The sequence below is a fragment of the Pseudoalteromonas sp. NGC95 genome (genome assembly GCF_015864705.1).
Lineage (GTDB): Bacteria > Pseudomonadota > Gammaproteobacteria > Enterobacterales > Alteromonadaceae > Pseudoalteromonas > Pseudoalteromonas arctica.
Window position 1 is genome coordinate 1 of the sequence record NZ_JADYWR010000002.1, and the last position, 26,201, is coordinate 26,201.

Sequence of the window (26,201 nt, forward strand, 5' to 3'; positions counted from 1 at the left end):
CAAGCGCACAGGGCGTGCATCTGTGAAAGTGTTATGGCAAGGATGGCTTAAGTTACAAGCCATCCTGGAAGGCTACGATTTAGCAAAATCTCTTGAGTCAGACTTGTGATCAAGAGACAGCTTTATGCGCCTTTTTTGAAGCCAACTAATACAAATTCTACGTAGTTAAAATTCGTAACTTACGCTAATACCGCCATCGGCTCTTTTTTCGTTGCTGTCGCTTGCTTTACCATAGCCCACATCTAGCTCTAATCTAAAACCAGCGCTGTTCAGTCCATTAAAGTTATAGCTGTACGTAAGCCCTATGCCGTTTGTTGTTTCTTCATCAAAAATCCCGCCAATTACACAACCTAGCGTATTAGCAAAGTCAGTTGCTACATCATTAGTTGAACTTTCACACTCTTGGTCTGTATCTCTTGCACCAATAGCGCCCACAAGTGCGCCAAAAGCATGCTTTTTATTATCGCTTACTGCTTGTTCAAAACCTGCAGAAAATCCATCATCAAGGCCTAGTTTATAGTTTGCATACCAGCGTTGTGTGTCGTCGTTAGCCGACAAAGACACTTCAGGAATAACTAAATAAGGATAGCCACCCCCAATCGAAAAACTAACATCGTTAGCAAAAGTAGAACAAGAAGCGATAGATAAAGTGAGTAGTAATATTTTTATTTTCATAAAGTTCCCTTTGAGTAAGTATAAAATGTACTTACTTTAGGGACACTGTGCAATACGACAAAAAGCTCGTTAAATTTAGCTTTAGTAATAAAATAGGGATTAAATTTTAGCGAGTATTTTATCGCTAGCCGCTTCTATTAAATCGAGCACATTTTCAAAGCCATCATCGCCGCCGTAATAAGGATCGGGAATAGCGCTTTGGGCTTGCTCGCCATATTCTAAAAATAGCGCCAGCTTATAGCGTAAATGCTCAGGGCATTGCGCTGTTAAATCAGCTAAATTTTGTGTATCGGCCGCTAAAATTAAATCAAATTCAGTAAAGTCGCTTGTGCGTACTTTACGTGAATAAATACCTTTAAAACTATAACCACGTTTTTCGCCTGCAGCCATTGAGCGACTATCAGGCGTTTTACCTTCGTGGTAACCAATAGTCCCTGCCGAATCGACTTTAACGTTAACGCCTAGTTTTTTAGCACGGGCTTTTAATACCGCCTCTGCGGTTGGCGAGCGGCAAATATTACCTAAACAAACTATGAGTACTTTTTTCATTAAGGCTCCTCTAACGAATTTAAAAACCTAAGCTTTAAAACTGTTTTAAAATACTTGCGTCATAATCTTCAACGTTAAGCGTTACGTTATGTTGCGCTGCAACAGATTCAAGCTCAGCTTGTTTAATGGCTAAATCGTCCATAGTGATTAGGTTATCGTCTAACTGCCACAATAACCGAGAGCCCGCGTAGCTATAGTGAATCGCTAATAACGCATCGGCATTGCCTTCACGGCCAGCAGCTTTTAACTTAGCCATTTTACGGGTTATTTTATTAAGTGCTTTTTTAAGCTCCCACACATAAACAACTTCTGTCATAAACGTATGTGTACGATATTTATGAAGTAACCACGCAAGCCCAACGCTAGTAATAGCAACACCTATTAAGTTCCAATGAAAGTGGCTACCACTTTCATCAGGAAATAAAGCAATCAGCGTTTGCGATATAGCCAAGCTGCCTACCGCCAAACCAATACCACATCCTGCAATAACACGGTTTAAATGTTTACGGTAACGTGCTTTATTTATTTCAATGAGTTGCATAACAGCCTAAAAAGTTAATAAGTAAAAGAATGCGAATGGCTATTGTAACTAAACCCCACATTTTTTATAAAATTATTTCACCCCTTTTTGATTTGCCACCCGTTATAGCTTTGAAAACACCCTAATTGTAGTGGTCAATAAAATTTGGAGCGGCTTATGCACACACTTGAAGTACCTAACAACCCAGTATTTATTAAAACATCGACTGCCGTTATCGGCGGCGCCGCGATGACCTTTGCAGCTTTTGCGTTTATGCAATACTTAATAAGTGGCGAGCAACGCGCACCGGTTAAACCAGGGGACGATATTATAGTAGAGATTTTTCAGGCACCTGAGGATTCAAAGCTAAGGCATATACAAAAAATACAGCCGCCACCGCCGATGCCTAAAGTGCCGCAAAAAGCTCCACCGCTTGATACATCAGCCGATCCTGTGTTGGCAATTAGCGACTTTACGCCGATAACAATTGACGATTTTGGTGGCGAAATTAACAACACCATTAATCGCCCAACAGGGGATGCAACACCCATAGTGCGCATAAACCCTAAATACCCAACCACAGCAGCGCGCGATGGTATTGAAGGTTGGGTGCAACTAAGCTTTAGTATTTCGCCAACGGGGGAAGTAATCGACCCAGTAGTTATTAACGCCGAGCCAAAACGTACCTTTGATCGCGAAGCAATAAGAGCCATTAAACGCTGGAAATATCGCCCCAAAATAATTGAAGGTGTGGCACAATTACAAACAGGTCAAACTGTACAGCTCGATTTTAAATTAGATAACTCTATTTAACGGACTAAACGCCTATGCTACTAAGTATTAAGTCATGGTTATTTGAAACGCCAAGCAAGGACTGCATGGCAAGTTACGCAAAAAGTGGCGACAATCGTTACTTAGAGCAGCTTATTGCCCTCTACAGTAACGACTTATACCACTACCTTGTTACGCAATCTAATACGCATTTAGCATACGACGTAAGTCAACAAACATGGCTAAAAGTAATCGAAAAACGCCACCTTTACCAAGCCCAAACCACACCCAAAGCGTGGTTGTTTAAACTTGCCCGCAACACACTAATTGACGAATACCGCAGGCAACAGCACTTTGTAGAGCTTGACGAAAACACGCATTTAGCAGCACAAAATGATAAAAGCGAAAGCGACTTAAATAGTGGTGACTTAACTAGCAGAGACTCGTATATAGGAAGCTCAAACATAAGTTACGAAGCGTTCGACGCCGCGCTAAAACAACTTAGCTTTGTACAGCGCGAAGCCATTACATTACAACAAGAAGGCTTTTCGCTCACCGACATAGAACTTATAACGCAGAGCAGCCTTGAGACCATTAAAACAAGGCTGCGCTATGCCAAGCAAAACCTTAAACGTTTATTAGGAGCAAACAATGAACAAGCCTGATGAGCCGTTTGATCAAAAGCTCACACAACATTACAAAGAGCGAAAGGCGCGCACTACACTTACAAGCGCTCAGCAAAAAACGCTACTTAATAACGCTGTGCATGCAAAGCCTAAAAAGCTCGGCTTTACGCTACAGCTAACCAGCCTAGCCTGCGCACTGGGTGTGTTTGCATTTATTGTGTTTGATAACAACAACAGCATAAATACCACGCCTAAAACCGTACTTAACAGCGAATTTAACACTATAGACATTCACGACTATTCAATTATTAAAACACACGAAATAAATCCATCCGGCAGCTACGCAAGCATCATTACAGAGCAAAAACACGCGCTTGATAATCAATTAGCTAATGATTTACGCCGCCACCAACAACGCCACATAGAATACGGCACTCTAGTGAAGGTAGATAACGACTGGTACATAGCCAGCTGTAATGACGAGGTACTCGTGCAAATTAAGCAGTCATTGTTGAGTGATTTAAAAGGTAAACACGCGGTTGAAAGTAATATAAATACCGGTGATATGCTCGCCATGGCGCATAACGGTAAAGGGCAGATTATTGCGCTTAAACATGCGGGAGCTGGGGTTAGGCAATGTGGGGCTTAGAAGTTACGGATTGTAATTGTTACTAAGCAACACTTTTTAATGCTGATTAGCTGAAAACATTAAATACCATGAACTTATTTTATATCTAAAGGTAGGGTTTAGAAAAGCAAAACCCCTGAAAGCAATGCTCTCAGGGGCTAATATCTTACGCTTTATGTCGACGAACTAGCACCATTACTAAGATGGGAGAAGAACTTATCAACTAGCTAAATTCGATTCTAGATCATATTGACGCTAGTGTCAAAAATAAACTAAAACCGAAAGATAATTTGTGATCAAAATCTGATAGTATATTTTTATTTTAATACAATGAAAGGACTCTATCAGGTGCCACATAACTACGATTATACAGAACCCAAAAAGCTAATTAGTAATGCAAGGCTTTCGAGTTATAAAAATTCGCTAGGGTTAAATAATGATGCAGAGTTACTTGGAGCTTATAGCTGGAACTTGACCTTAGTCGGAGCTTTCTACCCACTTATTCAACTTATAGAAGTCGCTTTAAGAAATACAATTAATGAAGTAGCACAATTAAATATAAGCACAACTGATGGTCAATTTTGGTTTCAAGCTATTTCCTTTACTCAGGAAGTAAATGAACAAGGTGCTTCATGTAATCCAGAACAAGTTAAAAAATTCAAGAGTAAGTTCGCTAGTGCAAAAAAAGAAGCTCGAAGAGCTTTAGTAGAAAAAAATAAAGACCCAGATACAGTAACCCTTGACCAAATTATATCAAAAACAGATTTTTCTGTTTGGGAGTATATTTTAGATAAAAATTTTTACAATGGTAGTGACAATAATTATTTATGGCCTTCCAAGTTAACTAAGGCCTTCAAAAAGCTCCCAAGAGTTACTCATAAAAACCCAATGTTTCACCAAAGAGATTCTATACGTCGACGCATAGAAGAAGTCAGAGCATTCAGAAATCGAATTTCACATAATGAGCCAGCTTGGCGAGTTAGTGATATATCCTCTCCAGAAGAAGTGATTGCTGTGCTAAATGAAAAACTCGATAATATGATTGAACTCCTATACTGGATATCCCCAAAGTTCAAGAGGTATGCTTGTGATGTAGGCCTTGAATCAAGAATTCGACAAATATTGAATTTAAAAGAGTTTAATAGATATATCCATACATTTGACACTTACGAAATAGCTGACTTAGATGGGCTGATAAAGTTGGTTGAAAAAGCTAATTTAGAAAACAATAGGTTTTACGTTAAGTTTGGAGCTGTTCCAGCAATAATAGCTCCTTATAATACTCATTTACTTCAATAAAGTAGAATAAAACCCTACTTAATATAGAGCATTCCTTTGCCCTCGATAGCTATTAAAAATCAGCTATTAGGCATACTTTTGAGTATTAAAAATTATACGTAAAAAACAATAATTCTTGTAATAAAGTAGGCAAAAATAAGACTAACACCCGACGCGCCAGCAAGCTGTTCGCCTACAACAAACACTACACATAACTAGCTTTCGGTGTGCTCATTGCATTAGCGATCCGTTGGGTTTCGTGTCACTCAAACCAACCTACGTAGCTATAAACGTGCCGTCTTCACTTAATAAATCACTGTTAATGATTACGGCTTTAAAAGTCGCTTTTCTGGATTATTTAAATACTTTAAGCCAATGGTAACTATGCGTGTATGCACCATTGTTATAACGCGTATTTGAACATTACCAATAACAACAATATCGCCTTTACTGACTTCTCCTGAAAGCTTTTGGTTGATCACTTCTTCCAAGCTTATCTCTTCTGGCGCGTCTATTTGCATGTGATAAGAGTAAAATATATCGCCTACCAACGTTACTCCTTTCACTTTAAGTTCGTTGTGAGCTAAGTGGCTATCTTGATGGTTTGTTTTATCGGTTGCTGTAAAAACTAAATCAACAAAAGGTCTGTTATCTGGTTTTAAAACAACAAATAAGTGATCGTTTGCTTTTAACTTAGTTGAGCCTCGTGGCGGTATGATTGACGGACCCCGTGTGATCATAGCAACAACCACACTCTCAGGAAGTGCCGCATGTGACAAGCTGCGCCCAGAAACCCGAGAAACATCACTTAAGGTGTATTCTACAATTTCTATATCAATATCGTTCAGGGCTGTAATTTCGAGTGTTGCAGCGGCTAGGTCGGGCGGCGGCTCTACTAAATTAAGTTTTTTAGCCATCCAAGGCATTGTTGAGCCCTGTAACGTGGCTGAAATTAACACCACGAAAAAAACGACATTAAAAATAAGTTCAGCCCCTGAAAGGCCAAATAGTAATGGGAATATAGCTAAAATAATGGGTACTGAGCCTCTAAGACCAACCCAAGATACAAAAAGGGTTTCGCGATTATTAAAGCCAAACAGTTTTAAAATAGGCGCTACCGCTAATGGGCGAGCAACAAAAATAAGTGCTAGTGCAATAAGCAATCCTTCTAGCCATACGTCAACCAATGACGACGGATTAATAAGAAGTCCTAATACAACAAACATGGTTATTTGCCCAAGCCATGCTAAGCCGTCATGAAACAGAAAAATACCGCGTTTATATACAAATTTGCTGTTACCTAAAATAACACCCGTTATAAATACAGCTAAAAATCCACTGCCGCCGAGCGTTGCAGAAAGGCCAAAAGAAAGCAGCCCAAATGCGGTTACCATCACTAAATACAAACCCGATGCATTTAGTTTAATTCGATTAATAAACCAAACCGATACCTTACCAATTAAAAGACCACAAATAGCGCCAACACCCATTTGTTGAGCAAATAACTGTAGTAAATCCAGCCCTATTGGCATGTCGTTAACAAGCATTTCTAACAAACCAACTGTTAGAAAAATAGCCATTGGATCGTTCGATGCACTTTCTATTTCAAGGGTAGATTTAAGCTTTTTGTTTAAGTGAATACCCGCACTTCGTAAAAGCGCAAACACTGCTGCGGCATCTGTAGAGCCAACAATAGCGCCCAGTAAAACACCTTGTAATATGGGCAGGTCTAAAATATAAGTGGCCACAAGGCCTGTAATTACAGCGGTAAATAACACCCCGACGGTTGCTAAAGCAGACGCGGGTTTCCACACTTGTTTAATTGAACTGGTAGGCGTTTGTAAGCCGCCATCAAATAGAATAATGGCAAGCGCAAGAGTACCCAAAGCATGTGCGGCCTCTGCGTTGTCGAATGAAATACCTGCAATACCGTCTTCACCTGCGAGCATGCCTACAAGTAAAAATAGCACCAGCACAGGTAAGCCAACACGTGCAGATAACTTGCTCGAGATCACTCCTAGTAAAATTAATATGGCACTAACGAGAATGATATTATCAATTGCAAACATAGTGTGGATTTACAGCCTTATATGAGTTGAAAAGTAAGAATTGCCAGCTATCAAAAAGCTTAAAGCTCATGCTATACAATAACCTAAAAAATATAAATACGGGTACTTAAGTCTATAATTAAATCATTTTTCTAATAGTTATAGACCCTTTTAGTTTGGTATTGCTTGGCTCTATCTTAATTAGCTTTATTTATTTTGAAAACAAAAAAGCCTGCGACTAAGCAGGCTTTTGAGTATTTAAATAATCAAATTTTATAAAACAATAATGCTTGTTACTAAGTACGCTAAAAACGTAAGGCCACCACCAAATAAGGCATACGGTAGCTGTGTTTTAACGTGGGTGAGTAAGTCACACCCCGATGCAATAGCCGATACAGCGCTGGTGTCGGATATAGGCGAGCAATGATCGCCAAATATACCACCACCCAAAATAGCACCAACAACAAGCGACGGCGGTAAACCTAGCGCTTGAATAAGTGGCACACCAATTGGGATTAATATAGCAAACGTACCCCACGATGTGCCCGTAGTAAACGACATTACCGCGCCAGTTAAAAACAGCACCGGTACGATTAAGTAAATAGGTAAATAGTCACCAACAAGTGACGCTACAAATACGCCAGTACCCAACTCTTTTAAGCTTGCGCCAAGTGTAAGCGAAAGCAGTACAATGGCGACCAATGGCATTAATTCGCCCATACCTTTAAAACCGGTATCAACTAATTGATGGTGCGTAAATTTACGAGAACCAATCATTAAAAAGTAAGCTACGACAATGGCTAAAACTGTTGCGTACAATACTGACTTAGAACCGCTGCCCTCTGCCAACACACCATTACCGGTGTAATACATAAAGCCAACCATGCTGGTAATGAGCGTAATAAGCGGGATTAACATGTAACGCGCTTTAGAGGCTTTTATTTCATCTTTTAAGTCGGTTGTTTGAAGCTCTAGTTTTTCTTCGGCTTCTTTCATTGGGCCATGCACTTTATCAAACGCGATGGTGTAAAAAACAATAACAAGGGTAATTATGGCGTAAAAGTTATATCCAACGCTGCCCCACAATACCGATACAGCCGACTCACCTAGCTCGTAGTTACCTAACAAACCAAGTACAAATGCGCCCCAGCCGTTAAGTAGTATTAAAATACACACTGGCGCACTGGTGCTGTCAATAATGTAAGCTAGACGCGCTCGGCTCATTTTAAATTTATCGAACAAGCCACGCGATAAAATACCCGAGGTAAGTACGCTCAGGTTAGATTCTATAAACACCGCAATACCGGTAAACATGGTTAAAAAGCCCACTTGGCGCTTACTTTTTGCAATGCCTTTGTTCATTAGCATATTAACAGTTGCTGCAACGCCGCCAGATTCGCGAATATAGGCAAGCAGTGCACCAATTAAAATACTAAAAATTAGTATGCGTGTATTACCTGGCGAGCTGGCAACCGAAATAATACGTTCAATGGTATTTAAAAAAGTATCAAACAAGCTATTACCTTCGCCCTGAAAGGCGAGTAAAAACTCAGAAGAAGCAACGGCAACAAGTAGCGCCATAATCACTTCTTTTCGCCAAAACACGATAGCAATCGCAATTAGCGGCGGTAAAATAGAATACCAATGCATAAAAAGTTAACCTTAATTATTAGCGAGTAAACCTCGCTTTGTACGCGTTTTAACGCTTATTTGTTAAGCCTAACAACATAAACCGGCTTAGTTTTATAGACCGCTTAGCTTAATGGATTGGCTTACTCAAGTCACCTGTAAATAAATCACTTAAGGTGGCACGGTTAGTACGTTTTAACCTATACGATAGCTTATTGATTTAGTAACGCTTCATAAATAAGCGACACCACCGATCCGTACTGTGCGGTTTCAAATTGTTTACCTGTAAATTCGTAACGTTTTAGCGAGCCTTTAATTGCACTATGGCGAGCATTAGTAAGTAAAACAATAGCCAAGTCGTAAGCGGGGTCAATTACGGTCACTGTACCTGTCCAACCAGTGTGCCCATAAGCTTGCGCGCTTGCGTAAGGGCCAAAATGCCAACGCCTTGCTTGGTTGTTACCAGCAAGCCTAAAGCCAAGCCCGTAGGTTTCGTCGCTTGATTGCGGCGTTAAAAATTGCGCTAAGGCGCTTGCACTAAATAATTGTTGGTCGCCGTAGCCGCCATTATTTAATAATAGCTGGCAAAGCACAGCTAAGTCGTGAGCATTACTAAATAGCCCCGCATGCCCTGCTACGCCATCAAGAGAATAGTAAGCACGCTCGTCATGCACTTGTCCTTGTAAAACCCCAGTTCGAACATTATCAAACTTAATGCGCCCGTCTCGTGTGTTGCCGCTAAGCTCAGTGGCTGCAAATTGCTGTGGCTTAAAGCCTTTTTTAAGTGGATTAAATAACGTGTTAGCTAATTTTAGTGGCGCATACACTTGCTGCTCTAGGTATTCGTCAAGAGGCTGCCCTGTAATGCGCTCAATTAGTACGCCTAAAATCATGTAATCAATATCTGAGTAAATAGGCTGCCCAGATGATTTACTACTAAAAGGCACGCTGGTAAGTAATAGCTGTTTGGTGGTTTTACTGTTTTGCGAATAAAACGCGTCGCCATTGCTGCCATCTTTACGGTGAAAGTCAAATACTGGCGGGTATCCGGCGCTGTGAGTGAGTAAGTCTTTTACTGTGCGCTTTGCTCGCCCTTCGCCTTTATATTCGCTTAGGTAGCTTTGCACGGGTTTATTAATATTTAACAGCCCTTCGCTTACTAATTTCATAAGTGCAAAGTTGGTGGCAAATATTTTGGTGTTTGAGGCAAGGTCAAACAAGGTATTAGTTTGCATGGGCTCTGGGCGGAGTAGCATTAAATCACTTTGCTGATATTGCTTTGCATCGCCATAGGCGGTTAATTTTATTAGCTCACCATTTTTAACAACGGCCAACACAGCCCCAGGAAAACCCGCTTTTACATCACGCTCAATTAATTCATCTACTTCACTAAAGTCTACGAGCTTTATGGGCTCATCGCTTAAAGTAGGAAATGCAAAACGTAGCGTTAAACTTGCGCCAACAGGGAGAATATTTTCAACTTTAAAAGTATTAACACCATTGTGAGTATTTTTTGCCAAGCTGTAATTGTATAGAGTGTTGGCGCTTAGTTGGTTAACGTCGAGCTTTTGATTATTAATGTAAATGTCGGCGCTTTGTGCGTTGTGGTTTTGTATTAATAATTGCCCGCGCCCTTTGTAAGCTTTAAACGTTCCTCGGTTATTTACATAAAACCGGCTACTTGGATTTACCTCAGGAAACGTTACAACCACTTGTGCATTAGGCAGCTCTACAAGTTGGCTCTTTGTAAGTGGTAGCACCGAGCTAATAGGCTCAGGTGGTGTACTACAACCCACAACAATAAAGCTTAACGCCGCTATAAATGCTTTTTTTATATAACTACACCTTTGATTTTTTAAAGCAATAAACATGCTTAGCCCTTATTTATATAGCAAGTAAGGCGCTCTTTGCGCTTTAAATTGCGCAAGCCCCGCCTGCCAACTTTGTTTTATTTGCGCTTCTGATTGACCTGCTTCAATAGCTAAGCGTAGTTTATTAGTACCCGCTAGTTTATCCATAAAGTCAGCACGCTCAAAAAACGAGATGTTGTTTTTACTAAGCTCAGTGTACGCATTTATTAAGTAAGTTAAATTTAGGCCTGTGGTATTTGCTTGTCTTAAATCGAGCCCTTGTACGGTTTGGTTTTTAAATTTAGGGTTTAAAGCAGCCCCTTTAATTGCACGCGGTGTAAAATTAAAATCACCTAATGCAACTGGCGAATAGCCAATTACTTGAAATGCAAAGTCGGTGCCTCTACCAATGCTGATAGGCGTTGCTTCAAAAAAACAAAGTGATGGGTAAAGTGCAATGGCTTGATCGTTAGGTAAGTTAGGGCTTGGTTTTACAGGCAAGCTGTAAGTACTTTTGCGAGTGTAATGATCAACAGGGATCACGGTTAATTTTAAATCGGGCGCTTTATTGATCCAGCCCTCGCCCTTGATCATTTTGGCAAGTTCGCCAACGGTCATGCCGTGTAACACAGGAATTGGGTGCATGCCTACAAACGATTTAAATTGTGGCTCTAATATTGGCCCATCAACGTAGGCAATATTTGGATTGGGTCTGTCGAGTACTAAAAATTCTATCCCCTGCTCTGCAGCGGCTTCCATCATGTAGTGCATAGAGCTTATGTAGGTATAAAAGCGCACTCCCACATCCTGAATATCAAAAATAATGACATCAACATCAGCTAAAGCAGCTTGGCTTGGTTTTTTATTTTTACCGTAAATAGAAATAAGCGGAATACCGGTTTTGCTATCAACGGCATTTTTTACATGCGCGCCCGCATCGTGATCGCCGCGAAAGCCATGCTCAGGTGCAAAAATTTTAGTTATATTAATATTTTTAGTCAGCAGAGCATCTACTAAGTGAGCTTGCCCTACCGTTGATGTTTGATTAACTACGAGCCCTATACGTTTATTTTTTAACTGCGGTAAATATTTAGCATATTGCTGCGCACCTACCACAAGTGAGTTATTAGCTTCGTTGGCTTGTGCGCTGGAAATACAAATAGCGCTAAAAATAAAAAATAACGTAATAAATAGGGTTTTAAACATACTGCAATATCCTTTTAAACAAGGCGTTTAAAATAACATAGGTAATATTAAAGAGCAGCTTTAGAAAAAGGTTAGTGGGCTTGAGCAGATACAGCGCTTCTCACGCGAGCAAGCTCAGCGTCTACAACGGATAAATAAACTCGGAGTTTAGATTTAAATATTAGAGCTAGTTTTACTTGAAAATACCACCTCTCATTTTAAGCTTAAAGACCGTATTTAATCTCCTTAGAGCTAAACGCTTCTAGTTATTTAATTTCTTGGTCAATGAACCACTTAAAGATCTATTACACAAAGAGAAATAAATGAGAAGACATAAGCCCAGGTTTATTAGTTTAGCTTAGCTTTATTACTACCTCTAAAAGCGCAGCGCCTCTTAACCTCTTTGTGAATAAATTACTTATTTCTGGCGTTGCCAACGAATAAAATCTTATAAATTATATTTTTGAGGGGGGAATAGAAGCTAGCGCTTCTCACGCGAGCAAGCTCTGCGGCTACAGGAGTGGTAGTTTACGTTTCACTTTATTTCAGGCACAAAAAAACCGACTTAATGTCGGCTTGTTTATGAAAGTGGTGGGCGCAGGAGGATTCGAACCTCCGACCGCTCGGTTCGTAGCCGAGTACTCTATCCAGCTGAGCTATGCACCCACTTTCATAGATTGCTTATTTAAACTCTAAGCAGAGCGTATAAATTCAGACATAAAAAAACCGATTTCCATCGGTTTATTTTTCTTACACTTAAAAGTGTATGAAAATATGAAAGTGGTGGGCGCAGGAGGATTCGAACCTCCGACCGCTCGGTTCGTAGCCGAGTACTCTATCCAGCTGAGCTATGCACCCACTTTCATTTTTACTATTACTTGTTTTTACTCTAAGTGAGAGTCTATAAAGTGGTGGGCGCAGGACGTATCTTGTAAGAATGAACCTCCGACCGTTTGGCTTTAGCCAACACTTTACTTTTTTATACTCTAAGTATGAGTCTATAAAGTGGTGGGCGCAGGAGGATTCGAACCTCCGACCGCTCGGTTCGTAGCCGAGTACTCTATCCAGCTGAGCTATGCACCCACTTTATAGTTTACTTATTTTAACTCTAAGTAGAGCTTTTGCTTATTTAGACTCTAAGCAGAGTTATTAAAGTATGGTGGGCGCAGGAGGATTCGAACCTCCGACCGCTCGGTTCGTAGCCGAGTACTCTATCCAGCTGAGCTATGCACCCAATACTTTAAAACTTTACAAAACACGCCATTAAAAGAAATGGTGGAGAGGGAGGGATTCGAACCCTCGATAGAGCTACAAACTCTATACTCCCTTAGCAGGGGAGCTCCTTCGGCCACTCGGACACCTCTCCGTCTTGTGGGGCGTATAATAAAGATTTCAGAAAATATGTCAAACACTTTTCTACCAAAAACGACTATATGGTTATAGATTGCACATATGCTTGGTTTAAAAGTGTAATTAGTTTGAAATTTAAGCGGGTTACGTATTCTTATTTGAAGGATTAACACCTAGCACAGGAACTAAGTCATCAGTTAACTGAGCCAAATACTGTTCTTGGTAACCTAATTGTTGAAATTCAGCAATACAAGCACGGTAGTAAGCATTTCTTTCTTGCTCTGATGTGCATTCTTCTGATAAATCATCTACTCGTTTGTCTTTCATACTATTATTCTAAGTCCTTTAAGAATCTATATTTAACTGCTAAATACCAAGCAGTGTAAATTTCGTGCGTATTCTAGCTAAAACCTTTACATAAATACAACATATGTTTAAAAAACAATCATACTAAAAAGTTATAGCACTGTTAGTTTTAATATTAAAAACTGCCAATAACAATAAATTAGCGAAGCTGAATTGCACATTAACCAGCACTAATAACTACATTTAATTTTTAGTGTAGTACTTATTAATTAAAATACTAATGCAAAGCAAAAAAAACGCCGCTATTAAGCGGCGTTTATTAACTTACTTTGTTCTACCCAAAGCTTAGTCTGCTTGTGGACGCATATGCGGGAACAAAATAACGTCTTTAATTGTTGATGAGTCAGTAAACAACATTACTAAACGGTCAATACCAATACCTTCACCTGCAGTTGGCGGTAAGCCGTACTCAAGTGCGCGTATGTAGTCTTCATCGTAATGCATTGCTTCATCATCGCCTGCGTCTTTCTCTTCAACTTGGCGAGTAAAGCGCTCAGCTTGGTCTTGTGCATCGTTAAGCTCAGAGAAACCATTTGCAAGTTCACGACCGCCAACAAAAAATTCAAAACGGTCTGTAACAAATGCATTTTCGTCGTTACGGCGTGCAAGTGGAGAAACTTCCCACGGGTAGCCAGTAATAAACGTAGGTTGAATAAGCATGTGCTCTGCTGTTTCTTCAAATATTTCACACAAGAACTTACCTGGGCCCCAAACACAATTTTCAGGAATTTTAACGTGCACTTGTTTAGCGTACGCTTTTAATTCGTCAAAGTGGTTTTCTGGGTCGTTAAATACCGCAGCATCAAACTCAGGGTTATATTTTAATATTGCATCGCTCATGCTTAAACGTGTAAACGGTTGGCCAAAGTCGTACTCAACTGAATCGATAACTTCGCCGTTTTCGTCTTTAGTTGTATTAACTACAACTGCACTACCAAGTACGTTTTCTGCAACCGTACGAAGCATGTCTTCGGTGATGTTCATCAGGTCGATGTAATCAGCGTATGCTTGGTAAAATTCAATCATTGTAAATTCTGGGTTGTGACGCGTAGATAACCCTTCGTTACGGAAGTTACGGTTAATTTCGAATACACGGTCAAAACCACCTACCACTAAGCGCTTTAAGTAAAGCTCAGGCGCTATACGCAAGTACATGTCGATATCAAGCGCGTTATGGTGAGTTACAAACGGACGCGCAGATGCACCGCCAGGTATAACCTGTAGCATTGGTGTTTCTACTTCCATAAAGTCACGGTCTGCTAAAAAGCGACGAATGCCTTCAACTACTTGTGAACGAATACGGAATGTTTCGCGCGTTGCTTCGTTAGTAATTAAATCAACGTAACGTTGGCGGTACTTTGTTTCTTGATCTGATAAGCCATGGAATTTTTCTGGTAACGGACGAAGTGACTTAGTTAATAGTTGGTACTCAGTCATTTCTACGTATAAATCGCCTTTACCTGATTTATTTAATGCGCCTTTAACACCAATAATATCGCCAGTGTCTAGTTGACCATATTTTTCTTTAAGATCTTTTTGAACATCTTTAGATGCATACGCTTGTACGCGACCTTTCATGTCTTGGATTACAAAAAACGGTCCACGCTTTGCTAAAATACGGCCAGCTATAGACACAACTTCTTGCATCTCTACTAATTCTTCTTTGCTCTTATCACCAAACTGGGCTTGCAAATCAGCCGTGTAATGCTCACGACGGAATTGGTTTGGATGACCGTTGGCTGGGCAATTTTCGCGTATAGCGTCTAACTTGCCGCGACGCTCAGCGATTAACTTGTTTTCGTCTTGGATTTTATCAGTCATTTTTTAGCTCTTTATTAGCTTGGTGGTTATAGGCCAGATTTAAGGCTGGCTTCAATAAATTTATCTAAGTTACCGTCAAGTACCGATTGGGTATTGCGGTTTTCAACGCCTGTACGTAAATCTTTAATGCGTGCGTCATCAAGTACGTATGAACGAATTTGACTACCCCAACCAATATCAGATTTAGCATCTTCTTGCGTTTGTTTTTCAGCATTTTGCTGTTGTAGCTCAAGCTCAAATAATTTAGCTTTTAGCTGCTTCATCGCTTGGGCTTTATTTTTATGCTGCGAACGCTCGTTTTGACACTGCACTACGGTATTTGTTGGTACGTGAGTGATACGAACCGCCGATTCGGTGGTGTTAACGTGCTGACCACCCGCGCCCGATGCACGGTAAACGTCTATACGCAGGTCTGACGGATTCATATCAATTTCAATATTATCGTCAACTTCTGGGTATACAAACGCAGAAGCAAATGAAGTATGACGACGACCACTTGAGTCAAATGGGCTTTTACGTACTAAGCGATGTACGCCAGTTTCTGTGCGTAACCAACCGTAAGCGTATTCGCCAACAAAGCGGACAGTTGCGCCTTTAATACCAGCAACATCACCGTCGGTCGCTTCAACTAGCTCAACTTTAAAGCCTTTAGCCTCGCCCCAACGTAAATACATACGAAGTAGAATATTACACCAGTCTTGTGCTTCAGTACCGCCAGAACCTGATTGTAAATCAAGGTACGCATCGTTTGAGTCATGAGGACCTGAAAACATACGACGAAACTCTAAACCTTCTAACTGTCCGTTTAAATCAGCAAGCTCAGTTTGCGCTTCAACAAAGGTATCTTCGTCTTCAGCCTCTACAGCAAGCTCAAGTAAGCCTTCAACGTCATCAGTACCGGCTACAAGGTTGTCGATTGTTTCAACAACAGCTTCTAATGCTGACTTTTCACGGCCAAGCGCTTGTGCGCGTTCAGGTTCATTCCACACGGCTGAATCTTCAAGCTCGGCGTTAACTTCTTCTAAGCGTTCTTGTTTAAGAGCGTAGTCAAAGGTACCCCCGAAGCAATTCAGTACGTTCGCGAATTTCCTTGATTTGATTAATCACAGGATTCACTTCAAACATGTACATCACTCCAAAATGGCTAGGTAATTGCGCCCCTTTAAATGGGATTTTCGCAATAAATTATCGTCAAATGATAAAAACGCCCGATTTTAACAAAAAACCGCGCGCTTTATTAGCATTTTATGCATGATATTACATATTTTTTAGTGCACTTTTTCAAGCTCTCTAACTATTAATTGCAGCGTAAATTTACCTCTAAACTCATTTATATCGAGCTGGTACGCGACTTTTACAAACTTCGCCTCAGTATCTGGCCATTCTTTTACATCAATACCAAAAGCAATGGCGTCAACTAATCGACCAGATTGGTGCTTTAACACAAGCTTTAAATGCTTTTCGCCTACTATGCGCTGCTGTATTAGTTCAAAGGTATGCTCAAACACCGGCTCAGGAAATTGCTGACCCCACGGGCCCGATTGCTTTAATAGCTGGGCAAACTCCATTGTAAAGCAGTCGTTTGGCAGCTCGCCGTCGGTAAATACAATACAGCGCTTACTTTCTTCACTCAGTTGCGCGCTAACGGCGGCATCAAACGCTTTTTTAAAGTCGTTAAAGTGCTGCTCGTTAATACTTAAACCAGCGGCCATTGCGTGGCCACCAAATTTATTAATTAAGTGTGGGTCGGCAGTATTAAGTCCTTCGAGTAAATCGCGCATGTGTAGCCCTTCAATAGAGCGGCACGAGCCTTTAATTTCACCGTTTTCGCCACCAGCAAATATAACGGTTGGGCGGTGATACTTTTCTTTTAAGCGACCAGCCAAAATTCCAATAACACCTTGATGCCAATCGTCTTGAAACAAACAAATTGCATCAGGGATGTTATCGTCGCTAAATGCGAGTCTATCAAGCACGGCTTGCGCCTCGGCTTGCATGCCTTGTTCTATTTCGCGCCTTGCAAAGTTTAAGCTATCGAGCTCGCCCGCAATACTACGCGCTTGGTTTATATCGGTGCTAAGCAAGCACGCTATACCCAAACTCATGTCGTCTAATCGCCCTGCTGCATTTAAACGCGGCGCAAGTGAAAAGCCAAAGTCGCTTGCACTTAAGCGGGCAGCATTGCGGTTAGCCACTTCAATTAGCGCAGTAATACCAGGGCGTGTTTTACCACTGCGAATACGTGCTAAACCTTGGTGTACTAAGGTGCGGTTATTTGCATCAAGTGCCACTACATCAGCAACCGTACCAAGCGCTACAATGTCGAGTAAGTTAGCTAAATTAGGCGGCGGTTGTTGCTCAAAATAACCTAAATCTCGCATTACGCTTCTCAGCGCTATTAATAAGTAAAAAGCAACGCCAACGCCTGCAATAGATTTAGACGGAAAATCACATTCGTGCCTATTTGGATTTACGATTGCATCGGCATTTGGCAGCTGCTCACCTTGTAAGTGGTGATCTGTTACCAGCACTTTTATGCCAACCGCTTTTAAAATATCAATACCGGCAATACACGATATGCCGTTATCTACTGTGATCACTAAATCAGGTTTTATTTGTACTATTTGCTCAGCAAGCGCGGGGCTTAAGCCATAACCTAAGCTAAACCTGTCAGGAATTAAGTAATCTAAATGCTTAAAGCCAAACATCTCAAGGCCTTGCATTAATGTTGCAGTGCTTGTTGCGCCATCGGCATCAAAGTCGCCAACTATTAATATTTGGCTTTGCGCTTTTAATGCTTCAATTAATAAGTCGCTGGCTTTGTCGATGTCTTTAAACAATTTGAAGTCGTGAAGCGTAGCTACGCTGTTATTTAGCTCTTCGGCATTGAATACATTGCGGTTAGCATAAATTTGTTTAATTACAGGGTGTAAATTACTCGGCAGATGCGAGTCGTCAACGTTTTCACGCGCAATGATTAGTTTTTTCATGCAGGGTTTTAACTTATTGAGTCGTATTAAAAAGACAAAAAAAGGCCATTAAGGCCTTTTTAATAATAACTAAGCGTTTAATTACGACGCTTTGTTAGCTTCTAATGCTGCTTTTAGTGCTGCTGCTGGCTGGTAACCAGGGATCATAGTACCATCTTCTAAAATAATAGCGGGTGTGCCGCTAATACCAAAGCTTTGACCTAATTGGTAATGCTCTGCAACCGGTGCGCTACAGCCTGCAACTACTTTAGTGCTTGTGCCCGATTTAGCTTCTGTTAGTGCTTCTTGCTGATCGCGTGCACACCATACATTCATTAAATCTGCGTAACCTGAACCTTGTAAGCCACCACGTGGAAACGCTAAGTACTTAACGGTAATACCCGCATCAAGTAAATCGTCTAACTCGCGGTGTAATTTACGACAGTAACCACAGCTAATGTCGGTAAATACAGTAATGCTGTGTTTTTCGTTTGGCGCTTTGTACACAATCATCGATTCTTCGTATTCTTTAAGACCTTCAACACGCACGCCATTTAATGCTTGCTCTGTTAGGTTATTACGATTATTTAAATCAATTAACGTACCTTGCATTAAATATTGACCGTCTGGACTTGCGTAAAGCACGCCCTTGTTAGTAATCAATTCTTTTAAACCCGTTACTGGACTTGGGTTAATTTGCTTTACAGTTACACCAAGCTCGGCAAATTTAGTAATAATAGGATCATTAGCATCTGGTGTTACAGCAACGCCATTTGCAAATGCACTAATACTTGTGCACAACATGGCACCTGCTAACATTAATTTTTTCATAACTTCTCTCTATCCTAAAAATACTTAATATATTGACCGGCTTAATGATATTTACTTTCAAACTTACGCACGCGGATGATGCTCTGCGTGTACCGACTTTAACCGTTCATTGGCAACATGGGTATAAATTTGCGTCGTTGATAAATCGCTATGGCCCAACATCATTTGTACCACACGTAAATCTGCCCCATGATTTAATAAGTGCGTAGCAAAAGCATGGCGCATAGTATGGGGCGATAATGGAGACTCAACTGCTGCCAAAATAGCATAGTGTTTAATTCTATGCCAAAAGGTTTGTCGCGTCATGCCTACTCCGCGTTTAGATGGGAACACAAAATCGGTGGCATGTTTTATCATTTGCGCACGCCCACCCTTTAAAAATTGCTCAAGCCAATACATGGCTTCTTCACCCAGTGGAACTAAGCGCTCTTTATTACCTTTACCTTTTACAAACACCACTGCTTGGCGCAAATTAATTTGCTCCATGCGTAGTCCAACAAGCTCACTTACACGCAAACCCGTTGCATAAAGTAGCTCTAGCATGGCTTTATCGCGCAGTCCCATCGCTTCTTCGGTATTAGGCGCATTTAATAATGCCTCAACTTCGGCCTCTGAGAGTGTTTTAGGTAACGACTGCCCTGCTTTTGGCTGAGAAATATTTAGCATGGGGGTGTCGCTAATTAGTTTTTCGCGCATAAAGTACTGATAAAAACGCTTAAGCGCACTAATACTACGTGCAGTACTGCGTGGTTTTAAGCCTAAATCGACTCGGTGCGCTAAGTAACTCTCTACATCAAGCCCTGTTACCGTCATTAAATTTTCGCCCTTTAAAAATAGGCAAAACTTATCTAAATCACTGCGATAAGCACTTAATGTGTTTTCGCTTACGCCTTGTTCTAAGTACAGGCTATCTAAAAAGGTTTCTAGGTAGTCGCTATTACTGCTCATACTGCTGTTATTTTCAAAAGAATCGTCAGATAGCGTTGTCACATTATGCTCTCATGCTTTGCTAAGGTATCAATTAAAAATACCTTACGGTAAACTTGAGCCTATCATATCAGGCAATTACACAGTGATAAATACGATGCAAATTGGTTTATTTTTTGGTTCTACTACGTGCTACACCGAAATGGCAGCAGAAAAGATTCGCGACATTATTGGTGCCGATATAGTTACCCTGCACAATATTAAAGACGAGCCACTAAAAAATGCAGAGCAGTATGACTTTATCATCTTTGGTATTTCAACATGGGATTTTGGTGAAATACAAGAAGACTGGGAGTCAAAGTGGGACGACATAGCCGACGTAAACCTAAATGGTAAAACCATTGCTTTATTTGGCATGGGCGATCAACAAGGTTACGGGCAGTGGTTTCAAGATGCGCTAGGCATGCTACACGACGAAATAAATACGCAAACATTTACTCAACTTGGTTTTTGGCCAAACGACAGTAGTTACGAGTTTGAAGCTTCAAAAGCATTAACGCCTGATGGTAAACAGTTTGTAGGACTCGCGCTCGACGAAGACAGTCAATACGAGCTAAGCGACGACCGCATTGCAACATGGGTTGAACAGGTAATGACTGAATACGGCGAAACGCTTTAATTAATAAGCTAATAAATAAAAAGCAAAAAGCCCGCAACTAGTTTAGTTGCGGGCTTTTTAATTAGGGCGTGTTGATCTTTGGTGGGTGAATTTGCAGCAGTATGTTTGGTTTTTAGGCAAGGCAGAGCCTATGTAGTGTGGTTATTCCCCATAAATAGGCGATAACGCAGCATAAATGCCAAACATGCACTGCCCTCTGGGTTCTTTCTAGGGGCGATCAACTCTTTGTTGCTCGGTTTTTACTTAGCCCACTAGGTTACAAACCTCGCGCCGCGATTTAATCGCCCCTAGATTGAACAAATTTCAATCCACAAAGATCAACACGCCCTAGCAATATGAGTAATTTATTGAAACGTCATCACATTGGTTGTTTGTGGGTAGTACCCATCTGCCATAACAATGTATGGTAGTAAATTACTTAACCATTTTTGCTGCACGCTTTCGCTATAGTTTAAGTAAAGCTTACCTTCGTGAATATAAAATGCTTCTGGGTCTATACCTACAGCGTTACCTTCATCAGCCATTGCATAAGCACACCAACCACCGTATTGCGGTGCATAACGCTTTGGGTTTTCTGCAAATGTCGTTTTGTTTTCTTCACTCGAAAAGTGCCAGTTGGCACCTAAATAACTAAACGTGTATTTGTCGCTGCCTTTAACGGCTTTATTTTGCGTAAAATAAGCAACGCTGTCGTACCCTTTAATAGCCGTGTTATTAAACCAACCCGTATTTACAGCATCATCCTTTGCATTTGCCCCACCGCTTATTAACAGTGCGCTAAGCATTATTAAAGCAACTATGTACTTAATCATCTTTTTTCCTTTATTATTTACTCAAAATTGAATGCCAATTAAATATAGCTGGCTTAGTGAGTAAGAAAGGCAAAGCGCAAAAATGATTTCAGTTAATACTTAATTATTTAACGTTTAGTGATTAAATAAGTAGTAAAACTTACTCTACTTTTAGCCAATATTGGTTTCGATAAAAAAAGCCAATGTAGCCGCGTACCTCGAGCTTTTTACCTTCATCTTGCGGGGTTAGTTGTAAAGTGTAGGTTTTACCATTTGTTGGGTCGAGTATTTCACCGTCTCCCCAAACGCCATCATCTTGTGCTTTTACACCCGTGATTATAGTCATTCCTAAAAGAGGCTGATCTTTTAACTCATCATCACATTTACTGCATATATCGTTTTGTTTTGCCGGGTTAAGAATGGTTTCAACTTTGCCGCTTAATACACCGTTGGTTTGGGTAATACGTACATACGACTTAGCTTGGTTTGTATCCTCATCAATCGTTTTCCAAAGCCCTACTGGCGTAATAGCAGCAAACACACCTTGGCTTGCAAAAATGGTGGCTGCTAATGTGCTAAGTAATGCTAATTTATTTAACTTTTTCATTGTGTTGCCTTTTAAATTAAGTGGCCAATGGTTAAATCATATCAGGTGATTTATAAACACACTATTAAAGCGCTGTACATAAAATAAAAAACTAAAAGCAAAAAACCTAAACTAATAATCATTAGTTTAGGTTTAAGGGGCAGTAGCATAAAAAAAAGTTACGTATTACCTCACTTTAAAAACAACATCCCCTATTTTTAGATTTGAATATTCAGGCTCAACTAAAGATAATTCGTTATTATCAATCATGCTTTTAAGGTATCTAATCTCTTCAGGATTTTCGACATTCATATACCTTGAGCGCCACTTACCCATGTCGAATAACCAGAAATATGCGGATATATTTTCATTACTTTCGTCAATCACTATAAAATCGAGTTCATCATCTTTGTTTAAATCCATGCCAATGAAATAGTAAGTATGTTCTTTTAAAGAGTTACGATCGTAAAAATGTTGTTCAGAAAATACTGCCTCTATTAAACCTTGAGGTATTAGCGCTTGTGATGGCCAAAATACACTGCGCTCAATAAAATCATCGACTGTGTGTTCAAGCGTTAAAGCAAACTCATTATTTACATACATCCTATCGATGATAGCGTATTGCTCTGGGTGACTCGTTTCAATTTTCTGTTTTAATAACTGCATAGCTAAATAACCTTGGCGACCTAAGCTGTGCTCAAAATAGTAATAGTCAAACTTTTCTATTGTTACTTTATCTGCATCTAAACGCGCTATTTGGCTGTTTGTAGATAAGCTTTGAAAATTTAATAAAGGGGAGTTAACAGCAAGCATACTAACGAGCACCACCCACCCCATCACAATATTTATTTTGCTAAGCGGCTCTAGCCAATTGTCTCGCTTTGTTATAATTCCAACAAGATAACTAAACGAAAAACACGCCAATAAAAACCAAATCAAAATGCCCCAACAACGATCTACTGTTAGCCCATGCTGCTCTACCCGTAAGTAAATTCCATAGGCAGAAATAACACTATAAACTGGAAGTAACGCAACGCTTATAAAAACGAGTCGGTGCAAGAGCATGTGATAAGGGCGAACTGATGAGTCATCTTTATAAACAGTGTTAACAAAAAACAACGTGAGCACCTGCAGCCACATTACTAATAAACTGCCACTTCCGGTCTCCCATAATTTATTGAGTCCGGTAAAAGGAAGTGTTGCTAAAAAACCGAGAGAAATAACTGATAAAACAGGCAATAAAAACTTAATTAAAGTTTGTAGTAAAAAAGCGATATTATCTTCAATGTTCAAAAGCTTTCTAAATATGACACTCGCAAAGGCAAATGCGAGCGTTAAAGTTGGGATCCAAAACCATTCATCTCTTAGTAGCTCAGAGAAAAATTTTATATCTAAAATATCAAATAAAGCCGCACCTAAATTTAGAATTCCCCAAAAAATAAGTACAAACAGCCAGCATTCTCCAAAAATTATAAAATTGCGCCAAGAGAGCTTAAATAAACGACTGTAGCTAACATTTTCTGAGCTACCAAATTGTTGTATGTACATAAGGCCTTTAAAGCCAGCTATTAAACTAGTAAAAATAAAAACTGACATTAAAGTGTTATTACTTACGTACTCTTGAGGCTCTTGCTGAAAGCCAGCATACGCCCCCAATAAAGATAACAACAAGGAAAAAGGAAGGATTAAAATCAACGACGTTTTTATATTATTGTTATTAACGGTCATTAGCATTAATAAAGGAAAACTCATAGAAAATGTAATAAGTGAGACTAACCATGTAGGGTTTGTTGCTGGCCACACATTATTTTCTATACTGCTATACAAAAAGGTAAGAGCAATAGCCTGTAATACGGCAAGTATAATTATAAAAGATTTTGGTAACTGACTATCCATATCTGTTCTCAACAATAGGTTTTAGTCAGTTTGCGTTATTCGTTCCTATTTTACAATTGCTTCACATTTTCAAATAAAATGCTTTGCACAGGGCTATATAATCAGCAGTGTAGGTATTATCTAAGTTTCTAATACACAGGATTGATGATTCTATATCGCTTTTTACGTAGCTAAATGTCATTAAACTGCGGCTAATATCTTTGTTGGGCGTGGCTTTTACTTGGCAATGAGCATTTAAATAAAGCCCATTTTGAGTAGCAAGCTCAATAAATAATGCGCCTTCAACGCTTGGGAGTATTAAGCTAAAGCGAGAACCACTATGGCTTAAATGTTTAAACGCATTAATTAACTCTTCAAAACTTAGGCCGTCGGTATGACGTGCGGTATTACGCGCAACATTATCGCCTTTTAAACTGTGATTAAAATACGGTGGATTAGAGATAACCACGTCAAATTTAACTTCACTACTAAAGCTTTGAATAGTTTGGTGCGTAATATTTATAGTTGGCCACGGGCTATTAGCTACATTTTGTAATGCTTGGGTATAGGCGCTTTCGTCAATTTCTACCGCAGTTATATCAAGCTCATTACTGCGCTGCTTACACATTAGTGCTAGTAAGCCGGTGCCGGTGCCTATATCAAGTAACGACTTTGCACCGCTTAAATTAGCCCATGCACCAAGCAAAATGCCATCGGTAGAAACTTTCATTGCACAGTGGTCGTGTTCAACTTTAAATTGTTTAAATACAAAACCAGACATTTTTTCACCTTTTCATTCACCAAGCGCAGCATAGCGCGTATAATCAGGGTAATTGTCCCTTATTTTAGACACTCTATGCAATTTTCTGAATTTGATCTTGATAACAAGCTACTCGATGCCATTAATAAAATGGGCTACGAGACGCCAACCAGCATTCAACAACAAGCTATTCCTGAAGCACTACAGGGGCGCGATATTTTAGCATCTGCGCCTACTGGTACAGGTAAAACAGCGGCATTTTTAATTCCGGCTATTCAGTACTTACTGGATTTCCCACGTCGTGACCCTGGTTTTGCGCGCGTACTCGTTATGACCCCGACTCGTGAGCTGGCTTATCAAATTCATGAACAATGTGAACTGCTAGCTAAACGCACACACCTAAAAATTGGTGTAGTAACAGGCGGTATTAACTACGGCACGCATAAAGAAATTTTTGAAAAAAATAACGATATTTTAATCGCCACACCAGGTCGATTAATGGAATACCTAGAAACCGAAAACTTTCATGCTGAACACGTAGAAATGCTTATTATTGATGAAGCAGATCGCATGTTAGATATGGGTTTCAAAAAAGAAATGAGCCGTATTTGTGACGAAGCTAAAAATCGTCGCCAATGTTTTTTATTCTCAGCAACACTTGAAGGTGACAGCGTAGAAAGGTTTGCTGAAAAAACATTAAACGACCCAGCTCTATTAGAAGCCGAATCGTCACGTAAAGAAAAAGCAAAAATTCATCAGTGGGTACATTTAGCCGACGATTACCATCATAAGCTTGAATTGTTAGTTAACACGCTAAAAAATCCTGACGTGACTAAAGCAATTGTGTTTGTTAAAACTCGCGAACGCTTAGAAACATTGATTGGTGAACTTACAACTAATGATGTAAAAGCAGCGTGGTTACGCGGCGAAATGCCACAAGACAAACGTATGAAAGCCATGGAAAACTTCCACAGTGGTAAAACAAGCATATTAGTTGCTACCGACGTAGCTGCACGTGGTATTGACGTATCTGACATCAGTCACGTTATTAACTTTGATATGCCGCGCACTGCCGACGTATATGTACACCGTATTGGTCGTACTGGCCGTGCTGGTAAAAAAGGCATAGCAATATCACTAGTTGAAGCACACGATATTGGTATTTTATATAAAGTAGAGCGCTACGTTGAGCAAAAGTTAAAACGCCGTGTAATTAGAGGTGTTGAGCCACAGCATAAAGAAGCTAAGCCACCGGCTAAAAAGCGTAAAGATCCAGTAAAAATGAAAGCCAAGAAAAAGGCCAAGGTTAAAAAGAAAAAGTAACCTAAAACATTTTTATACTAAGCCGGCTTTTGCCGGCTTTTTAATGCAAGCCTTACAGGCTCTGGTGTTTGTACCCGTTACATATGTAACCCAAGCATGTAACTCATACTCATTTAAATGTAATTTTTGCCCACCTGAATTCCCACTTAATAAAATTCCCTTAT

Annotated in this window: 23 protein-coding genes and 5 tRNA genes; 6 read left to right on the top strand and 22 right to left on the bottom strand. The window is 40.0% G+C overall.

The features are described 5' to 3' along the window. Positions 1–165 precede the first annotated feature (165 nt). The 3 genes from I6E70_RS02330 to I6E70_RS02340 form a co-directional block, all read right to left on the bottom strand. Positions 166–675, bottom strand: a complete 510-nt coding sequence (locus I6E70_RS02330) for a hypothetical protein (protein WP_007583799.1) — start codon at positions 673–675, stop codon at positions 166–168. A gap of 99 nt (positions 676–774) precedes the next feature. After that, on the bottom strand, positions 775–1,224 hold the full coding sequence (locus I6E70_RS02335; RefSeq protein WP_010555493.1) for a low molecular weight protein-tyrosine-phosphatase: 450 nt from the start codon (positions 1,222–1,224) through the stop codon (positions 775–777). Between the two features lie 34 nt (positions 1,225–1,258). Then, the gene (locus I6E70_RS02340; RefSeq protein ID WP_007583795.1) at positions 1,259–1,765 is read right to left on the bottom strand and encodes a DUF3087 domain-containing protein; all 507 of its coding nucleotides are present in this window, start codon (positions 1,763–1,765) and stop codon (positions 1,259–1,261) included. Positions 1,766–1,921: 156 nt separating this feature from the next. Between I6E70_RS02340 and I6E70_RS02345 the strand changes: the two genes are divergently transcribed. From I6E70_RS02345 to I6E70_RS02360, 4 genes are all read left to right on the top strand, one after another. Beyond that, on the top strand, positions 1,922–2,557 hold the full coding sequence (locus I6E70_RS02345) for an energy transducer TonB (protein WP_197187958.1): 636 nt from the start codon (positions 1,922–1,924) through the stop codon (positions 2,555–2,557). Between the two features lie 14 nt (positions 2,558–2,571). Then, the gene (locus I6E70_RS02350) at positions 2,572–3,180 is read left to right on the top strand and encodes a sigma-70 family RNA polymerase sigma factor (protein ID WP_231620038.1); all 609 of its coding nucleotides are present in this window, start codon (positions 2,572–2,574) and stop codon (positions 3,178–3,180) included. After that, on the top strand, positions 3,167–3,790 hold the full coding sequence (locus tag I6E70_RS02355) for a hypothetical protein (RefSeq protein ID WP_197187959.1): 624 nt from the start codon (positions 3,167–3,169) through the stop codon (positions 3,788–3,790). The genes I6E70_RS02350 and I6E70_RS02355 overlap by 14 nt, the downstream gene beginning before the upstream one ends. A gap of 327 nt (positions 3,791–4,117) precedes the next feature. Further along, positions 4,118–5,068, top strand: a complete 951-nt coding sequence (locus I6E70_RS02360; RefSeq protein ID WP_197187960.1) for an Abi family protein — start codon at positions 4,118–4,120, stop codon at positions 5,066–5,068. A 305-nt stretch (positions 5,069–5,373) separates the two neighbouring features. Here I6E70_RS02360 and I6E70_RS02365 read toward each other — a convergent pair whose 3' ends face one another. From I6E70_RS02365 to xerD, 15 genes are all read right to left on the bottom strand, one after another. Beyond that, complete coding sequence (locus I6E70_RS02365) at positions 5,374–7,116, bottom strand: potassium/proton antiporter (protein ID WP_197187961.1); 1,743 nt, start codon at positions 7,114–7,116, stop codon at positions 5,374–5,376. 252 nt (positions 7,117–7,368) lie between these two features. Next, positions 7,369–8,745, bottom strand: a complete 1,377-nt coding sequence (locus tag I6E70_RS02370; protein WP_007583783.1) for a Na+/H+ antiporter NhaC family protein — start codon at positions 8,743–8,745, stop codon at positions 7,369–7,371. 191 nt (positions 8,746–8,936) lie between these two features. After that, positions 8,937–10,595, bottom strand: coding sequence for a penicillin binding protein PBP4B (gene pbp4b, locus I6E70_RS02375; protein ID WP_197187962.1), 1,659 nt, complete (start codon positions 10,593–10,595; stop codon positions 8,937–8,939). Between the two features lie 9 nt (positions 10,596–10,604). Continuing rightward, entirely contained in the window at positions 10,605–11,780 is a 1,176-nt protein-coding gene (locus I6E70_RS02380) for an exo-beta-N-acetylmuramidase NamZ family protein (RefSeq protein WP_197187963.1), read from the bottom strand. Positions 11,781–12,348: 568 nt separating this feature from the next. After that, a tRNA-Arg gene (locus I6E70_RS02385) sits at positions 12,349–12,425 on the bottom strand. A gap of 115 nt (positions 12,426–12,540) precedes the next feature. Beyond that, positions 12,541–12,617 (bottom strand) — tRNA-Arg (locus I6E70_RS02390). Positions 12,618–12,765: 148 nt separating this feature from the next. Continuing rightward, positions 12,766–12,842 (bottom strand) — tRNA-Arg (locus tag I6E70_RS02395). Positions 12,843–12,916: 74 nt separating this feature from the next. Next, positions 12,917–12,993 (bottom strand) — tRNA-Arg (locus tag I6E70_RS02400). Between the two features lie 39 nt (positions 12,994–13,032). Further along, positions 13,033–13,125 (bottom strand) — tRNA-Ser (locus I6E70_RS02405). A 128-nt stretch (positions 13,126–13,253) separates the two neighbouring features. Then, a complete protein-coding gene (locus I6E70_RS02410; protein WP_010553261.1) occupies positions 13,254–13,436 on the bottom strand; it encodes a hypothetical protein in 183 nt (60 codons plus the stop codon). 324 nt (positions 13,437–13,760) lie between these two features. Further along, entirely contained in the window at positions 13,761–15,296 is a 1,536-nt protein-coding gene (lysS, locus tag I6E70_RS02415) for a lysine--tRNA ligase (RefSeq protein WP_007583775.1), read from the bottom strand. 26 nt (positions 15,297–15,322) lie between these two features. After that, positions 15,323–16,421, bottom strand: a protein-coding gene (gene prfB / locus I6E70_RS02420) for a peptide chain release factor 2 (RefSeq protein WP_139016071.1) whose coding sequence is annotated in 2 segments (ribosomal slippage) — positions 15,323–16,345 and positions 16,347–16,421 — 1,098 coding nt in all. Because the reading frame shifts where the segments join, the coding sequence is not laid out codon by codon here. 143 nt (positions 16,422–16,564) lie between these two features. Further along, the gene (recJ, locus tag I6E70_RS02425) at positions 16,565–18,286 is read right to left on the bottom strand and encodes a single-stranded-DNA-specific exonuclease RecJ (protein WP_024590719.1); all 1,722 of its coding nucleotides are present in this window, start codon (positions 18,284–18,286) and stop codon (positions 16,565–16,567) included. An 81-nt stretch (positions 18,287–18,367) separates the two neighbouring features. Then, positions 18,368–19,096, bottom strand: coding sequence for a bifunctional protein-disulfide isomerase/oxidoreductase DsbC (gene dsbC / locus I6E70_RS02430; protein WP_007583768.1), 729 nt, complete (start codon positions 19,094–19,096; stop codon positions 18,368–18,370). Positions 19,097–19,159: 63 nt separating this feature from the next. Continuing rightward, positions 19,160–20,086 carry a site-specific tyrosine recombinase XerD gene (xerD, locus tag I6E70_RS02435; RefSeq protein ID WP_197187964.1) on the bottom strand — a complete coding sequence of 309 codons (927 nt, stop codon included), beginning with the start codon at positions 20,084–20,086 and terminating at the stop codon, positions 19,160–19,162. A gap of 94 nt (positions 20,087–20,180) precedes the next feature. Here xerD and fldB point away from each other — a divergent pair, with 94 nt between their 5' ends. After that, positions 20,181–20,702 (top strand): flavodoxin FldB, encoded by a 522-nt coding sequence (fldB, locus tag I6E70_RS02440; protein WP_007583764.1) that lies wholly within the window; start codon positions 20,181–20,183, stop codon positions 20,700–20,702. 344 nt (positions 20,703–21,046) lie between these two features. Here the strand turns inward: fldB and I6E70_RS02445 are convergent, their stop codons facing one another. The 4 genes from I6E70_RS02445 to I6E70_RS02460 all read right to left on the bottom strand — a co-directional run bounded on the left by I6E70_RS02445 (position 21,047) and on the right by I6E70_RS02460 (position 24,735). After that, a complete protein-coding gene (locus I6E70_RS02445; protein ID WP_007583762.1) occupies positions 21,047–21,514 on the bottom strand; it encodes a YHS domain-containing (seleno)protein in 468 nt (155 codons plus the stop codon). A 139-nt stretch (positions 21,515–21,653) separates the two neighbouring features. Continuing rightward, positions 21,654–22,100, bottom strand: coding sequence for a DUF2147 domain-containing protein (locus I6E70_RS02450; RefSeq protein WP_197187965.1), 447 nt, complete (start codon positions 22,098–22,100; stop codon positions 21,654–21,656). A 165-nt stretch (positions 22,101–22,265) separates the two neighbouring features. Next, a complete protein-coding gene (locus I6E70_RS02455) occupies positions 22,266–23,975 on the bottom strand; it encodes a DUF4153 domain-containing protein (RefSeq protein WP_197187966.1) in 1,710 nt (569 codons plus the stop codon). Between the two features lie 61 nt (positions 23,976–24,036). Continuing rightward, on the bottom strand, positions 24,037–24,735 hold the full coding sequence (locus I6E70_RS02460) for a tRNA1(Val) (adenine(37)-N6)-methyltransferase (protein ID WP_197187967.1): 699 nt from the start codon (positions 24,733–24,735) through the stop codon (positions 24,037–24,039). Between the two features lie 75 nt (positions 24,736–24,810). Here I6E70_RS02460 and srmB point away from each other — a divergent pair, with 75 nt between their 5' ends. Next, the gene (gene srmB / locus I6E70_RS02465) at positions 24,811–26,037 is read left to right on the top strand and encodes an ATP-dependent RNA helicase SrmB (RefSeq protein ID WP_007376476.1); all 1,227 of its coding nucleotides are present in this window, start codon (positions 24,811–24,813) and stop codon (positions 26,035–26,037) included. Positions 26,038–26,201 lie beyond the last annotated feature (164 nt).

Excerpts from the sequence above, each read along its gene's own strand:
- I6E70_RS02330 (WP_007583799.1), bottom strand. The coding sequence starts at position 675 with ATGAAAATAAAAATATTACTACTCACTTTATCTATCGCTTCTTGTTCT.
- I6E70_RS02335 (WP_010555493.1), bottom strand. The coding sequence starts at position 1,224 with ATGAAAAAAGTACTCATAGTTTGTTTAGGTAATATTTGCCGCTCGCCA.
- I6E70_RS02340 (WP_007583795.1), bottom strand. The coding sequence starts at position 1,765 with ATGCAACTCATTGAAATAAATAAAGCACGTTACCGTAAACATTTAAAC.
- I6E70_RS02345 (WP_197187958.1), top strand. The coding sequence starts at position 1,922 with ATGCACACACTTGAAGTACCTAACAACCCAGTATTTATTAAAACATCG.
- I6E70_RS02350 (WP_231620038.1), top strand. The coding sequence starts at position 2,572 with ATGCTACTAAGTATTAAGTCATGGTTATTTGAAACGCCAAGCAAGGAC.
- I6E70_RS02355 (WP_197187959.1), top strand. The coding sequence starts at position 3,167 with ATGAACAAGCCTGATGAGCCGTTTGATCAAAAGCTCACACAACATTAC.
- I6E70_RS02365 (WP_197187961.1), bottom strand. The coding sequence starts at position 7,116 with ATGTTTGCAATTGATAATATCATTCTCGTTAGTGCCATATTAATTTTA.
- I6E70_RS02370 (WP_007583783.1), bottom strand. The coding sequence starts at position 8,745 with ATGCATTGGTATTCTATTTTACCGCCGCTAATTGCGATTGCTATCGTG.
- pbp4b (WP_197187962.1), bottom strand. The coding sequence starts at position 10,595 with ATGTTTATTGCTTTAAAAAATCAAAGGTGTAGTTATATAAAAAAAGCA.
- I6E70_RS02380 (WP_197187963.1), bottom strand. The coding sequence starts at position 11,780 with ATGTTTAAAACCCTATTTATTACGTTATTTTTTATTTTTAGCGCTATT.
- I6E70_RS02410 (WP_010553261.1), bottom strand. The coding sequence starts at position 13,436 with ATGAAAGACAAACGAGTAGATGATTTATCAGAAGAATGCACATCAGAG.
- lysS (WP_007583775.1), bottom strand. The coding sequence starts at position 15,296 with ATGACTGATAAAATCCAAGACGAAAACAAGTTAATCGCTGAGCGTCGC.
- recJ (WP_024590719.1), bottom strand. The coding sequence starts at position 18,286 with ATGAAAAAACTAATCATTGCGCGTGAAAACGTTGACGACTCGCATCTG.
- dsbC (WP_007583768.1), bottom strand. The coding sequence starts at position 19,096 with ATGAAAAAATTAATGTTAGCAGGTGCCATGTTGTGCACAAGTATTAGT.
- fldB (WP_007583764.1), top strand. The coding sequence starts at position 20,181 with ATGCAAATTGGTTTATTTTTTGGTTCTACTACGTGCTACACCGAAATG.
- I6E70_RS02445 (WP_007583762.1), bottom strand. The coding sequence starts at position 21,514 with ATGATTAAGTACATAGTTGCTTTAATAATGCTTAGCGCACTGTTAATA.
- I6E70_RS02450 (WP_197187965.1), bottom strand. The coding sequence starts at position 22,100 with ATGAAAAAGTTAAATAAATTAGCATTACTTAGCACATTAGCAGCCACC.
- I6E70_RS02455 (WP_197187966.1), bottom strand. The coding sequence starts at position 23,975 with ATGGATAGTCAGTTACCAAAATCTTTTATAATTATACTTGCCGTATTA.
- I6E70_RS02460 (WP_197187967.1), bottom strand. The coding sequence starts at position 24,735 with ATGTCTGGTTTTGTATTTAAACAATTTAAAGTTGAACACGACCACTGT.
- srmB (WP_007376476.1), top strand. The coding sequence starts at position 24,811 with ATGCAATTTTCTGAATTTGATCTTGATAACAAGCTACTCGATGCCATT.